This window comes from Pseudomonas sp. IT-P260, from assembly GCF_949768395.1.
Lineage (GTDB): Bacteria > Pseudomonadota > Gammaproteobacteria > Pseudomonadales > Pseudomonadaceae > Aquipseudomonas > Aquipseudomonas parakoreensis.
This window is the reverse complement of the sequence record NZ_CATKPO010000008.1, coordinates 1-14412: the sequence shown is the minus strand read 5'-3', so window position 1 is coordinate 14412 and position 14412 is coordinate 1. Positions and strand designations below refer to the sequence as shown.

The following is a 14412-nucleotide window of genomic DNA, read 5'->3' as shown; positions in this document are numbered from 1 at the left end:
TGCCGCAGTTTATCAACTGACGACCCGCAGCGCTGTACCGCTGAAGAACGCCTGGGCGTTTTCGGTCAATTGGCCAACGATACGTTGCCGCGCTTCGCGACTGCCCCAGGCGTTGTGCGGGGTGATGATCAGCCGTGGAATATCGCCCGCCAGCAGCGGATTGCCGTTGACCGGCGGTTCGACACTGAGCACATCGGTCGCCGCACCGCCGAGGTGACCGTTGCGCAGGGCGTCGGCCAAGGCTTGCTCGTCGATCAAGCCGCCACGGGCGGTGTTGACCACGAAGGCGCCCGGTTTCAGCGCCGCCAGCTCGCGGGCGCCGATGAAGTGTCGAGTGTGTTCATTAAGCGGGCAGTGCAACGTCAGGGCGTCGATCTGCGGCAGCAGTTCGTCCAGGGGCAGACGATCCGGGCGTGCCGGGCGGCCGGGAATCTGCCCGAGCAACACGCGCATGCCAAACGCTTCGGCCAAGCGCGCTACCGCACCGCCGAGTTCGCCATGACCAAGCAGGCCGAGGGTTTTGCCCTCCAGTTCGACGATCGGATAGTCGAGCAGGCAGAACTGTCTGGCCTGCTGCCAGCGACCTTCGCCGACGGCTTTTTGATAATCCGCGAGGCGGGTGGCGAGGTTGAGCAGCAACATGATCGTGTGCTGCGCCACCGACGGTGTGCCGTAACCCTGGCAATTGCACACAGTGATGCCGTGGGCGCGGGCCGCGTCCAGATCGACGTTGTTGGTGCCGGTGGCAGTGATCAGGATCAGTTGCAGATCGGGGTTGGCGGCCATCGTGGCGGCGTCGATGCGGATCTTGTTGGTGATCGCCACGCGGGCACCCTGCAGGCGCTCGCTGACCTGTTCGGGCAAGGTCTGGGCAAACAACTGCAGGTCGCTGAAGCAGGCGCGCAACGGGCTGAGGTCAAGATCGCCGAGATCCAGAGACGGGTGATCGAGGAATACGGCGCGGCGCGGGTTCGTCATCAACTGTACCTTTTGTGCTTGGAACGGAAGGCGTAATCTGCCGAGCCTACCAGATGAAACAATTGGTTACGCACAGCGCCCGCAATACCCTGTGGCGAGGGAGCTTGCTCCCGCTCGGCTGCGCGGCAGCCGTAACCTGAAACACCGGTGTGCCTGACACAGCACGGTGAATGGGTTTGGGTCTGCTTCGCAGCCCAGCGGGAGCAAGCTCCCTCGCCACAGGGTTTGAGCCAGTTGATGAATTGTTTTTACTCATTAAAGAGGAGCCCCCATGTACTGGACCGAGTTCTTGACCGTTGCCCTGATCCACCTGCTGGCCGTGGCCAGTCCCGGCCCGGACTTTGCCGTGGTGGTGCGTGAGAGCGTGACCCATGGTCGTCGCGCCGGCACCTGGACCGCGCTGGGTGTGGGCACGGCGATTTTCCTGCATGTGGGTTATTCGCTGCTGGGCATCGGCCTGATCGTGTCGCAGTCGATCGTGCTGTTCAACGCCTTGAAATGGGCCGCCGCCGCGTACCTGCTGTACATCGGCTTCAAGGCCTTGCGCGCGCAGCCAGCGAAAACCGTTACCGATGATCTGCACAAGGAGGCAGGCGTGCGCACCGCGCGCGGCGCCTTCACTTCGGGCTTCGTGACCAATGGTCTGAATCCGAAAGCCACGCTGTTCTTCCTGTCGCTGTTCACCGTGGTGATCAACCCGCACACCCCGCTGGCGGTGCAGGCCGGGTACGGGGTTTACCTGGCGGTGGCGACTGCGACCTGGTTCTGTCTGGTGGCGATGCTGTTCAGCCAGCAACGCGTACGCGCCGGTTTCGCCCGCATGGGCCATTGGTTTGACCGCACCATGGGCGCGGTGCTGATCGCTCTCGGCGTGAAAATCGCGTTCACCGAGTTGCATTGATCTCAGAACCGCGACTTAAAACTGTGGGAGCGAGCCTGCTCGCGAATGCGTTGGATCAGTCGACATTACTGGTGGCTGAAAGACCGCTTTCGCGAGCAGGCTCGCTCCCACAGGGCCTTACACAAGCTCGCTGAGTTTACTCAGATTATTCAAATACTCCCGGGGATTTTCCCCGAGCAAACGGCGAAACATCGCGCTGAACGCCCGCGCGCTGCCGTACCCTAGGTCCCGCGCCACGCGCTGCACGCTGTCCCCGGCGAGCAGGCGCGGCAGCGCTTCCATCAGGCGCAGTTGCTGGCGCCAGGCGTTGAAACTCATCTTCAGTTGTCGCTGGAACAGCCGCGCCAGAGTGCGTGAGCTGGCGCCGACCTGCTGCGCCCAGTCTTCCAGGGTGTTGGGGTGATCCGGGGTGTGCAGCAACGCCAGACAGATGTTCTGCAGGCGTCGGTCGGTGGGCATTGGAATGTGCAGCGGCAGGTTTTCCAGGCTGGCGAGCTCTTCCAGCATCAACTGCTGGATCAGCGGATTGTCCGCGTGCGGCGGGCCTTGTACGGCGCGCAGGATCAGCTCGCGCAGTAACGGCGTCACCGCCAGCACGCAGCACTGTTGCAGGCTGGCCGGTGACAGCTCGGGGGCAATGAACAGCGAGCGCATCTGCACATCGCCGGACATGAATATCTCGTGCGCGACTTGCGGTGGAATCCATACCGCGCGGCTTGGCGGAATCACCCAGGCACCGAGGGCGGTGACCACCCGCATGATCCCTCTGACGGCATACAGCAACTGCGCCTCGCGGTGCAGGTGCAGCGGCTGGTGCGCGCCGTCCAGATAATCTCGGGGATAGGCACTCACCGGGCCGTGTTCGAAGTGGCTGATCAACATGTCGGATTCGATGACCTGGTTGGCAGGTATGCGCTTTTTTGCCAACTTAGCATAAAGCCGCTGACAACCCTCCACCCATAACAAACACAAGCGTGCTGCCATGAATCAATCTCGAAATGTGATCCGCTACGTCAATGCTGCCCATGTGATCGATCACATGTTCATGCTGATTTTCCCCGCCGCCGTGCTCGGCATGACCCAGGCCTTCGGCCTCGACTACGCCGCGCTTATTGGCCTTTCGCTGGGTGGGTTCATTGCCTTTGGCGCCTGTTCATTACCCGCCGGCTGGCTGGGCGATCACTGGAGCCGGCGGCAGATGATGCTGGTGTTTTTCTTCGGCATCGGCGCCTCGGCGATCTTCACCGGGCTGAGCACCAGCCCGACGATGCTGGTGATCGGGTTGACCCTGATCGGAATTTTCGCCGCGATCTACCACCCGGTGGGCACCGCGATGCTGGTGGCCTACGCGCAGAATCGCGGGCGGGAGATCGGCATCAATGGCATGTGGGGCAACCTCGGCGTGGCGTTCTCGGCGCTGGTCACCGGGTTGCTGGTGGCGCAGTTCGGCTGGCGTTCGGCCTTTGTGTTACCGGGCGTGGTGGCGATCATGCTGGGAATCGGCTTTGCCGTGCAGGTGCGCGAAGAGCCGATCCCGCAGCGTCCACACACCGCACTGAAGGGCGCTGCCGGGCAGCGGATTTCGATGGTCATGGTGTTTGGTGTGCTGGCACTGGCGACGGCCACCGGCGGTGTGGTGTTCAACGCCACCACCATGACCTACCCGAAGCTGTTTGAGGAACGTCTGCATGACTTGTTCGCCTCGCCGCAAACCCTCGGCGTGGTGGTCAGCCTGGCGTATGCCTTCGGTGCGGTGGCGCAGTTGAGCATCGGTCAAGTGCTGCACCGGATCAGTCTGAAATGGCCGTTTCTCGTGCTGACGCTGTTTCAGGCGCCGTTGCTGTACGGCATGGCCCATGTCGATGGCTGGGCGGTGATCGTGCTCGGTGCGGCGTTCATGTTCGTGGTGTTCGGTCAGGTCACGGTGAACGACTCGATGGTCGCCAATTTTGTCGCGCCGCAGTGGCAGTCACGGGTCTTCGCCCTGCGTTACTGCCTGTCGTTCGGCGCCAGTGCGACAGCGATTCCGCTGATTGCCTATGTCGAGCCGCGTCATGGTTTCGTAGGGCTTTACTTGATTCTGGCGGGTTTCGGCGCATTGACCTTCCTTGCTGCGCTGGTTTTCCCACGGACACCTTCCGAAGCTGCTGTAGGGCAAACGGCCTGATCGGCGCTGAAATACCGGCAAATGCTGGCGCAAAGCTAGCATTTGTACGGCTGTGCAAATCATTCCTTCGGCTGATTTGGCTGGGGTATAACGGCTCTAGAGTAATGCTCTCTACGCCAACACCGTGCAGCCAGAAAAGGGATTCATATGTTGCAGACTCGCGTCATTCCCCCGGCCGATGGGGCCTACCAGTATCCATTGCTGATCAAGCGGTTGCTGATGTCCGGCGCCCGTTACGAGAAAACCCGCGAGATCATCTACCGAGACCAGTTGCGCTACAGCTATCCGACCCTGATCGAGCGGGTTGCGCGGCTGGCCAACGTGTTGACGGCGGCCGGGGTGAAGGCGGGTGACACCGTGGCGGTGATGGACTGGGACAGCCATCGCTACCTGGAATGCATGTTCGCCATCCCGATGATCGGCGCGGTGATTCACACCATCAACGTACGGCTGTCGCCGGAGCAGATCCTCTACACCATGAACCATGCCGAGGACCGCTTCGTGCTGGTCAACAGCGAGTTCGTCGGACTGTATCAGGCCATCGCGCCGCACCTGACCACGGTGGAGAAGACCCTGCTGTTGACCGATCTGCCGGAAAAGACCGCCGAGCTGCCGAATCTGGTCGGCGAGTACGAGCAACTGCTGGCCGCCGCCAGTGCGCACTACGACTTTCAGGATTTCGACGAAAACTCCGTCGCCACCACGTTCTACACCACCGGCACCACCGGCAATCCGAAGGGCGTGTACTTCACCCATCGGCAACTGGTGCTGCACACCATGGGCGTGTCGACGATCATGGGCGCGATCGACAGCGTGCGCCTGCTCGGCACCAACGACGTGTACATGCCGATCACGCCGATGTTCCATGTGCATGCCTGGGGCCTGCCGTACGTGGCGACGATGCTCGGGCTCAAGCAGGTTTATCCGGGGCGCTACGACCCGGAGTTCCTGGTCGAGCTGTGGCGCAAGGAGAAGGTCACGTTCTCCCACTGCGTACCGACCATCCTGCAAATGCTGCTCAACGCCAAAGGCGCGCAGGGCACCGATTTCGGCGGCTGGAAAATCGTCATCGGCGGCAGTGCGCTCAATCGCACGCTGTATGAAACCGCCAAGGCCCGGGGCATTCAGTTGACGGCGGCGTACGGCATGTCGGAGACCGGGCCGCTGGTCTCGTGTGCGCACCTCAACGACGAATTGATGGCCGGCACCGAAGACGAGCGCACCACTTACCGGATCAAGGCCGGTGTGCCGGGGCCGTTGGTGGAAGCGGCGATCGTCGACGCCGAGGGCAACTTCCTCCCTGCCGATGGCGAAACCCAGGGCGAGCTGGTGCTGCGCGCACCGTGGCTGACCGAAGGCTATTTCAACGAGCCGCAGAAAGGCGCCGAACTGTGGGCCGGCGGCTGGCTGCACACCGGCGATGTGGCAACACTCGACGGCATGGGCGTGATCGACATCCGCGACCGCATCAAGGACGTGATCAAGACCGGCGGCGAGTGGATCTCTTCGCTGGATCTCGAAGACCTGATCAGCCGTCATGTGGCGGTACGTGAAGTAGCAGTGGTGGGCATCGCTGATCCGCAGTGGGGCGAACGGCCTTTTGCGCTGCTGGTGATCCGCGAAGGGCACGAGATCGGCGCGCGCGAGCTCAAGGAACACCTCAAGCCGTTCGTGGAATTGGGGCACTTGAGCAAGTGGGCGATTCCGAGCCAGATCGCCCTTGTTACGGAAATTCCCAAGACCAGTGTCGGCAAGCTCGACAAGAAGCGCATCCGCCTCGACATCACCGAATGGCAGGCCAACAACAGCACCTTCCTCTCGACACTTTGAGTGTCTGCTGGCGCGCCGAAAACGGCGCGCCAGACCCACCAAGCAAGCGCTTGGCTTGTTAAATCGAAAAAATCAGCCATCCTTGCCGAGCCGACATCTGTCGGACTGGCGAAAGGACTGTTCCAGAGTGGCCGGCAGCTGCAAATCACACTTTAGAGGGATCAAGCGATACCCGCCTGCTGGCTATAGTCCGCTCAAGGATTTTTAAGAACGAGGCACACGCACGACACGGGGCGATGCAACTTTGGAGTGACGTCGGGCGGCTACTGGCTCCCGGTCTTCCAGGCGTTTTTAAAAGTACTCAATGCCATAACAATAATGCACATGGAGTAGCGTCGATGACATCAGTAAACCAGTTCTGGCGCCGGGCTAAACTGCCTCTGGCCGTCAGTCTTGCCTCTACGCTCGCCGGGCCCGCATTCGGCGTCAGTTTCAACGTCGGTGAAATCGAAGGTCAGTTCGACTCTTCGCTCTCCCTGGGCATGAGTATCTCGACTCAGCAGCCGAACAAGGACCTTATTGGTGTCAACAACGGCGGCAAGGGCCTGTCCCAGACCTCCGACAACGGCCACCTGAACTTCAAGAGCGGGCAAGCCTTCTCGAAGATCTTCAAAGGCATCCATGATCTCGAATTGAAATACGGCGACACCGGGGTCTTCGTCCGGGGCAAATACTGGTACGACTTCGCGCTGCAGAACCAGGACCTGGAATACAAGGACGTCAGCAACCACAACCGCGATGTGGCGGCGCGTTCTTCCGGCGGGCAGATCCTCGACGCCTTCGTTTACCACAACTACTCGATTGCCGATGAGCCAGGTTCGGTGCGCCTGGGCAAGCAGGTAGTGAACTGGGGCGAAAGTACCTTCATCGGCGGTGGCATCAACTCGATCAACCCGATCGACGTGTCCGCGTTTCGTCGTCCGGGTGCCGAGATCAAGGAAGGTCTGATCCCGGTCAACATGTTCTATGTGTCGCAGAGCCTCACCGAAAACCTTTCGGCCGAAGGTTTCTATCAAATCGACTGGCAGAAGACCGTCACCGACAACTGCGGCACGTTCTTCTCGCAGCCGGACATCGTCACCACCGGTTGCGACGACAACCTGCGGGTATTGAACAAGCGTTCGACCATTCCGGGGATTGCGCTCGGGCCGTTGGCCAACGCCGGTGTCGACGTCAACGAAGAGGGTGTGCTGGTGCGCCGTTCGCCTAATCGCAATGCGCGTGACAGCGGACAGTGGGGCGTTTCCGCCAAGTACATGTTCGACCCACTGGCCACCGAGTTCGGTGCCTACTTCATGAACTATCACAGCCGCGCGCCGATCTTCAGCGCCACCGGCGCGCCACAGTCGATCTATAACGGCGTGGCAGCATTGCCGGGGCCATTCCGGGCGCTGGGGCCACTGGTGGTCGCGGGCAACTCGGAATACTTCATCGAATACCCTGAAGACATTCGCCTCTACGGTCTGAGCTTCTCCACCACCCTGCCTACCGGTACGGCGTGGAGCGGTGAGGTCAGCTACCGGCCGAATGCGCCGGTACAGTTGAACTCCACCGACATCCTGTTCGCCGGCGTGCGTCCGCTGGGTGGCACGTTGAGCAATGCATCGGTCCTCAACGGCGTGCCGGGCCAGGACCTGCACGGTTACAACCGCAAAGAGATCACCCAACTGCAAACCACCCTGACGCACTTCTTCGATCAGGTGATGGGCGCCAACCGCTTGACCCTGGTGGGTGAGGTCGGCGTGACCCACGTCGGTGGCCTGGAGAGCAGATCCGAAGCCCGCTACGGCCGCGATCCGGTGTTCGGCCCGGGTGAGTTGCCTGCCACTGGCGGTCTGAACACCTGCTCGCAGATCCTCAACACCTCGACCATCAACGGTGCCGGTCCGGGGGCGTCGCGCGATAACGTGTCCAGCAACTGCAACAACGACGGTTTCACCACCTCGACCTCGTGGGGCTATCGCGCTCGTGCGATCTGGGATTACAGCGACGTGTTCGCCGGTGTGAACCTCAAGCCGAACGTGGCCTGGTCGCATGACGTGAAAGGCTACTCGCCAGGCCCTGGCGGCAACTTCGAGGAAGGTCGCAAGGCGATCAGCCTCGGTCTGGATGCCGAATACCAGAACACCTACACGGCGAGCCTGGCCTACACCAACTTCTTTGGCGGCGACTACACGACCGTGGACGATCGTGACTTCGTTGCCCTCAGTGTTGGCGTGAACTTCTAAGCACAGTTTTTTCAGGACGAACACACATATGAAAATAACAAAGAGTCTGTTCCAAGCCGGTGTTCTGGGGCTGTCGCTGCTGGCGACCAGCGTCATGGCGGCCGTTCCAGCCGCCGAAGCCGACAAACTGGGCAAGAGCCTGACGCCGATGGGCGCTGAAATGGCCGGTAACGCCGACGGTTCGATTCCGGCCTGGAAACCGCTGCCGAAAAATGCCGGCACGGTCGACAGCAAGGGTTTCCTGTCCGACCCGTTCGGCAGTGAAAAACCGCTGTTCACCATCACCGCGCAGAACGTCGAGCAGTACAAGGCCAAGCTTGCTCCGGGCCAGTACGCAATGTTCAAGCGCTACCCGGATACCTTCAAGATGCCGGTGTACCCGTCCCATCGCGGCTCGACCGTGCCGGATGCCGTGTTTGCCGCGATCAAGAAGAACGCCACCACCACTAATCTGGTTGCCGGCGGTAACGGTCTGGAAAACTTCGACACCGCCGTGCCGTTCCCGATTCCGAAAAGCGGTCTGGAGGTGATCTGGAACCATATCACCCGCTATCGCGGTGGCAGCGTGACCCGCCTGGTCACCCAGGCCACGCCGCAAACCAACGGCTCGTTCAGCCTGGTGTATTTCCAGGACCAGTTCGTGTTCCGCGACAAGATGAAGGACTACGATCCGGCCAATCCGGGCAACATCCTGTTCTACTTCAAGCAGAAAGTGACCGCGCCGGCACGTCTGGCCGGTACCGTGCTGCTGGTACACGAAACCCTCGACCAGGTGAAGGAACCGCGCAAGGCCTGGGTTTACGCCACTGGCCAGCGCCGTGTACGTCAGGCACCGCAAGTGTCCTATGACGGGCCGGGTACTGCCGCGGACGGTCTGCGTACTTCCGACAACCTCGACATGTACAACGGTGCACCGGATCGCTACGACTGGGCGCTGGAAGGCAAGAAAGAGATGTACATCGCCTCCAACAGCTACAAGATCGACTCGCCGACCCTCAAGTACGCCGACATCATCAAGGCTGGCCACATCAATCAGGATCTGACCCGTTATGAGCTGCGTCGGGTCTGGCACGTGGTGGCGACCCTGAAACCGGGTCAGCGCCATATCTACGCCAAACGTGACTTCTACATCGACGAAGACACCTGGCAGGCAGCGGTCATCGACCATTACGACGGTCGCGGTCAGCTGTGGCGTGTGGCCGAGGCGCATGCCGAGGATTACTACGACAAGCAAGTGCCGTGGTACGCGCTGGAGGCCCTGTACGACCTGCAATCGGGCCGTTACCTGGCACTGGGCATGAAGAACGAAGAGAAATCAGCATATGACTTCGGCTTCTCTGCCACCAAGAGCGAATTCCAGCCGGGCAACCTGGGCCAGGACGGTATCCGCTAAGCTTTGACCCGAGGCCGCATCCTCGAAAAAACGCCCCGACTGGTTCGGGGCTTTTTTTTGCGTCGGGATTTTGCACACGAGCGCCTGCCGGCTCGTAGTCTTTTTGTAGCCATTTGTAGCAATAACCTTCAAACCCTCTACGTTTACCGCTAGTCTGCGGACATCTGCTACGCCGCCAACAGCCATTCAAACAAGAGCCGGCCATGACTGATCTGTCCCCGCTTCCGGATCCTGCAAGCGCTGCCGTCGCAACACTGGACGGGCGTTTTTTTCGCCCGCCGTTGCCCGACGGCCATGTGTTGCGACCGCGTCTGTGTGAGCGCCTGAGTGCGGGGCTTGCGGGGCGTCTGTTGCTGGTCTGTGCGCCGGCAGGCTTCGGCAAGAGCTCGCTGGCGGTGGAGTTCTGTCAGAGCCTGCCGGCGCACTGGCGAAGCCTCTGGTTGGGCCTGAGCCCGCGGGATAACGATCCGGGACGTTTTCTCGAGCGCTTGCTGGAAGGGTTGCAGGACTACTTTCCGGATCTGGGCAGTCGCGCGCTGGGCCTGTTGAAGATGCGCCAGCGCCATCAGCCCTTTGCCTTCGAAGAATGGCTCGACGGCTTGCTCGATGAGCTGGCGCTGCAACTGCAGCCAACGGCGCCGCTGCTGCTGGTGCTCGATGATTACCATCTCGCCCAAGGCCCGGTGCTCGACCGCTGCCTGCAGTTTTTCCTCAATCACTTGCCCGATGGCTTGCTGGTCATGGTCACCAGTCGGCAGCGTCCGGACTGGCATCTGGCGCGCCTGCGCCTGTCGCGGCAACTGCTGGAACTGCACGAGCAGGATCTGCGTCTGACCCATGATGAAGCACTGACCCTGCTTGATCGACACAGCAGTTCATTGCGCGGTGAAGCCCTGGAAAATCTGATCCAGCGCAGCGAAGGCTGGGTGGCCGGGCTGCGTTTCTGGTTGCTGGCGGCATCTGAAGCCGGCAGCGAGGCCGCGTTACCGCAAGCGCTGAACGGCGGGGAGGGGCTGATTCGCGACTATCTGCTGGAGGAAGTCATCGATTGCCTGCCCGCCGAGGTACAGGCATTTCTCTACGACACCGCGCCTCAGGAACGCTTTTGCAGCGAACTGTGCGACGCGGTGCGTGAAGCCCACGACAGCGCCGAAATCCTGCGGTTTCTGCTGGCGCATCAGGTGTTCCTGGTACCGCTGGACGAGCACGGTCACTGGTATCGCTATCACCATTTGTTTTCCGATCTGCTGCGCAGCCGGCCCGTGACCCAGACGCTGGTGCCGGCGGCGACCCTGCATCTGCGCGCCTGCCGCTGGTTCAATGCTCAAGGGCTGCTCGACGAAGCGGTGGAGCAAGCCTTGCGCGCCGGCCACCTGGATGTGGCGGCGAATCTGGTGCAGAACCTGTCCGAGGAACAACTGCTCGCCGAGCAGAACGTGGGCATGCTGCTGCGCTGGAAAATGGACTTGCCCGACAGTCTGCTGATCAGCACGCCACGCTTGATCGTGCTGTACAGTTGGGCGCTGGGGCTGGCCTGTCAGTTGGATGCCGCTGAAGAGCTGGCCAGTCATTTGAGTCGCTTCCTGCCGGCGCCTTCGGCCTCTGCGCAGAAGTCGATGCTTGCACAATGGCTGGCGCTCAGCGGGATCATCGCCCGGGGCCGTGGCCAGCGTGAACTGACTCACCGCTATTGCAGCGAAGCGCTGGAAAGCCTGCCGGTAAAACGTTACGGGCAACGCCTGATGTGCTTGTCGACCCTGTCCAATCTGGCAATCGCCGACGGCGACCTGTGGCGCGCCCGGGGTTTGAACCGTGAGTCCCTCGAGCTGGCGCAGCGGGTCGGCAACCCGTTGTTTGAGGCGCTGGCGCATTACGACCGGGCGCGGGTGTTGCAGGCCCGTGGCGAGATACTGCGTGCGCTGGATGAAGTGCATCAGGGCCTGGAACGATTGCGTGGACTGTCCCCGCAACGTCTGTATGCGGTACGTGCGCGGCTGACGCTCTACGAAGGTTTTCTGTTGTCCATGCGCCTGCAACCACAGCAGGCCCGTGCTCGATTGCTGAGCGGTCTGGCGGAAGCGCGGGCCTGTCGCGATATCAGCGTGTTGATCGGACATTGCGTGATCGCACGTCTGGACGGCAGCTCAGGTGAGTTTGCCAAGGCCTTTGCCGAACTCGCTGAAGCCGAGCGCCTGATGCACATCTGGGACGTGCCGCCGATCTACTACCTGGCGATGATCACCCTGGTCAAATGCGAACTGTGGTTGGCCCAAGGGCGCATCGATCTCGCCGAAGCCTGGCTGGCGCGACTGGGTCAAACCTACACCGGCGAACACGCTGCCGCACCACCGGAATTCCATCCACAGCTGCCACTGCATGTGGAACTTCAACGGGCGCTGCTCGATTTGATTCAGGGGCAGCCGATGCTCGCTGAAGGACGGTTGAACGTGTTGCATGAGAATGGTCAGCAGACTGGGCGGCAGTTGCTCAGTGTGATGGCGTTAACGCAGAAGGTGGCGTTGTTACTGGCGGGTGGACGTGAGCCCGAAGCGCGCACAGCGTTGAATCAGGCATTGGACGCGGCTGCCGGAGGTGTACTGCAACCGTTCGATGTATTGATGAAAGGGCATGGCGACTGGTTGCGTGGGCAGGTGCAAACTTCCCCAGCGTTGCTCGGCCAGCAATTACTGAAACAATTTCCGCCAGTAGCCTTCCGTCCGGCCGCAGAATCCGCTTGCACTGAACAGCTGAGTAGCCGGGAACTGGCTGTACTGCGCCTGATCGCCCAAGGATGTTCGAATCAGGAAATCAGCGAGCAGTTGTTCATTTCACTACACACCGTGAAAACTCACGCCAGTCATATCAACAGCAAGCTTGGGGTCGAGCGGCGCACACAGGCAGTGGCCAGGGCCAAGGAGCTGGGGTTGCTGGCTTAAGGAATAAATTGCGCGAATAAAAACACCCCGCCTGGGCGGGGTGTTTTTATTGATCGGTTTCGATTGCTCGAGCGTGCAGAGGTTAGACGATTACGTCGTTGGCATTGAGCGAGTTGACACCCACCATGTGCACTTCGAAGTAACCGCCTGCGTCGGCGCTCATGTTCCCCGACAAAACACTATCCACGAAACGCAGTTGCCCGAAGCCGGTGAATTCATTCGAGCCAATGAAGGTCATGTGCTGGATGCCGACGGTCTTCGGGTTGCTGTCAAAGGTGGAGAAGTCGATCTTGTCTCCTTCCAGGGCGTTGAAATCGGTAATGACGTTTTGAGGAGAGGGTCCGCCCATTGCGGCATTGATAAGGAACAGGTTGGTGAAGGCAAAGGTGTCGGCACCGGTGCCACCGTTCAGTGTGGTATTGCCGATTCCGGCGTATAGCGTGTCGTTACCTGCTCCACCGTACAGCTGGTCGATACCGTCAAAGCCCTGGAGTTCGTTATTGCCAGAGTTTCCGATCAGGATGTTATCGCGATTGTTGCCTCTCAGGTACACATCTGCATTGCCTGTTATCGTGCCGTCCTCGAGGTCATACGCAAGGGTGTAGTCGACCGAGGTCAGGACAAGGTCGTGACCTTTATCCGCGGCCTCCATCACGACGTCATTGACGTTATCCACGATATAGGTATCGTCGCCGCCCCCGCCAAACATTTGATCGGCACCAAGGCCGCCATCGAGAATGTTGTTGCCTTCGTTACCATTCAAGAAGTTATTCTGCGCACTACCCGTCAGATTCAGATTGGCGTTGCCAATCAAGGAACCGATTTCGACGTTGTCCGAGAGCGTGAAATCGACACTGGACCAAACGGTATCATTTCCTTCATTGGCAAGCTCAATGACAACGTCCTGAAGATTATCGACGAAGTAGACATCATTGCCGGCGCCACCAATCATGGTGTCCGCGCCAAGCCCGCCATCGATATAGTTGTGGCCCGCGTTACCGGTGATGACGTTGTCCAGCTCGTTGCCCTTCAGCGAGCCATCGAAATTGCCCGTCATCGTCAGGTCTTCGATGTTGGCGCCAAGGGTATAGCCAAAGCCGGTTCGGACCAGGTCGTGGCCTTCGCCAGCCTGTTCGATCACGACATCGTTGACGTTGTCTACGACATAGGTGTCATCGCCGGCGCCCCCGATCATGGTGTCGGCACCCATGCCGCCATCGAGGATGTTATTGCCGATGTTGCCGGTGATGCGGTTGTTGACTGCGTTGCCCGTGCCGTTGAGGTTGGCACTGCCAATCAGGACCAGATTCTCGACGTTGGCGCCGAGGGTGTAGTCGATGGAGGAGAACACACGGTCGAGTGCCGTCAGCGAGGCGTCGGTCTCGATGACGACGTCATTGACGTTATCAACGTAGTAACTGTCGAAACCGTCGCCACCGATCATGGTGTCGGCACCGAGACCGCCATCGAGGGTGTCGTCACCGGCGCCGCCATTGAGCGTGTTGTTGGCGCTGTTACCCGTGAGCATGTTGTTCAGGTCGTTGCCGGTGCCATTGATGGCGCTGCCGGTCAGCACGAGATTTTCCAGATTGGCCCCCAGCGTCCAATCGACTGAAGCCCGTACGGTATCGATTTCGGTTGTCAGGACACTGGTCTCGATAATGATATCGGCAGAGTTGTCGACGACATACGTGTCGTTGCCTGCGCCCCCTATCAACGTATCGATACCGGCGCCGCCGTCGAGCGTGTTGTTTGCGTCGTTACCGGTGATGCGGTTGTTGACCGAGTTGCCGGTGCCGTTGATGGAATCGTTGCCAATCAGAACCAGATTCTCGACGTTGGCACCGAGGGTGTAGCTGATTGAGGCGAACACACGGTCTAGTGCCGTCAGCGAGGCATCGGTCTCGATAACCACATCACCGACGTTATCGACATAGTAGGTGTCGAAGCCGTCGCCGCCGATCATGATGTCGGCGCCG

General features: G+C 60.5%; 8 protein-coding genes and 1 pseudogene. 6 read left to right on the top strand and 3 right to left on the bottom strand.

From position 1 onward, the window contains the following. Positions 1-12: 12 nt before the first annotated feature. Positions 13-978, bottom strand: a complete 966-nt coding sequence (locus tag ACM6HV_RS05810; RefSeq protein ID WP_145593162.1) for a 2-hydroxyacid dehydrogenase — start codon at positions 976-978, stop codon at positions 13-15. 271 nt (positions 979-1249) lie between these two features. Between ACM6HV_RS05810 and ACM6HV_RS05805 the strand changes: the two genes are divergently transcribed. After that, complete coding sequence (locus ACM6HV_RS05805; RefSeq protein ID WP_414903742.1) at positions 1250-1879, top strand: LysE family translocator; 630 nt, start codon at positions 1250-1252, stop codon at positions 1877-1879. A gap of 117 nt (positions 1880-1996) precedes the next feature. Here ACM6HV_RS05805 and ACM6HV_RS05800 read toward each other — a convergent pair whose 3' ends face one another. Then, complete coding sequence (locus ACM6HV_RS05800) at positions 1997-2761, bottom strand: AraC family transcriptional regulator (RefSeq protein ID WP_041072403.1); 765 nt, start codon at positions 2759-2761, stop codon at positions 1997-1999. Positions 2762-2861: 100 nt separating this feature from the next. Between ACM6HV_RS05800 and ACM6HV_RS05795 the strand changes: the two genes are divergently transcribed. The 5 genes from ACM6HV_RS05795 (at position 2862) to ACM6HV_RS05775 (ending at position 12433) form a co-directional block, all read left to right on the top strand. Then, the gene (locus tag ACM6HV_RS05795; protein ID WP_414903741.1) at positions 2862-4046 is read left to right on the top strand and encodes an MFS transporter; all 1185 of its coding nucleotides are present in this window, start codon (positions 2862-2864) and stop codon (positions 4044-4046) included. 147 nt (positions 4047-4193) lie between these two features. Then, on the top strand, positions 4194-5876 hold the full coding sequence (locus tag ACM6HV_RS05790; RefSeq protein WP_222018415.1) for a fatty acid--CoA ligase: 1683 nt from the start codon (positions 4194-4196) through the stop codon (positions 5874-5876). Between the two features lie 338 nt (positions 5877-6214). Next, positions 6215-8104, top strand: coding sequence for a DUF1302 domain-containing protein (locus ACM6HV_RS05785; protein WP_145593164.1), 1890 nt, complete (start codon positions 6215-6217; stop codon positions 8102-8104). 28 nt (positions 8105-8132) lie between these two features. Then, positions 8133-9497: a DUF1329 domain-containing protein gene (locus ACM6HV_RS05780; RefSeq protein ID WP_145593165.1), complete on the top strand. Its 1365-nt coding sequence runs from the start codon at positions 8133-8135 to the stop codon at positions 9495-9497. 203 nt (positions 9498-9700) lie between these two features. Further along, on the top strand, positions 9701-12433 hold the full coding sequence (locus ACM6HV_RS05775) for a LuxR C-terminal-related transcriptional regulator (RefSeq protein WP_414903740.1): 2733 nt from the start codon (positions 9701-9703) through the stop codon (positions 12431-12433). Positions 12434-12515: 82 nt separating this feature from the next. On the opposite strand, the pseudogene ACM6HV_RS05770 reads toward ACM6HV_RS05775, so the two are convergent. Further along, positions 12516-14412, bottom strand: a pseudogene (locus tag ACM6HV_RS05770) (calcium-binding protein); the annotation flags it as partial.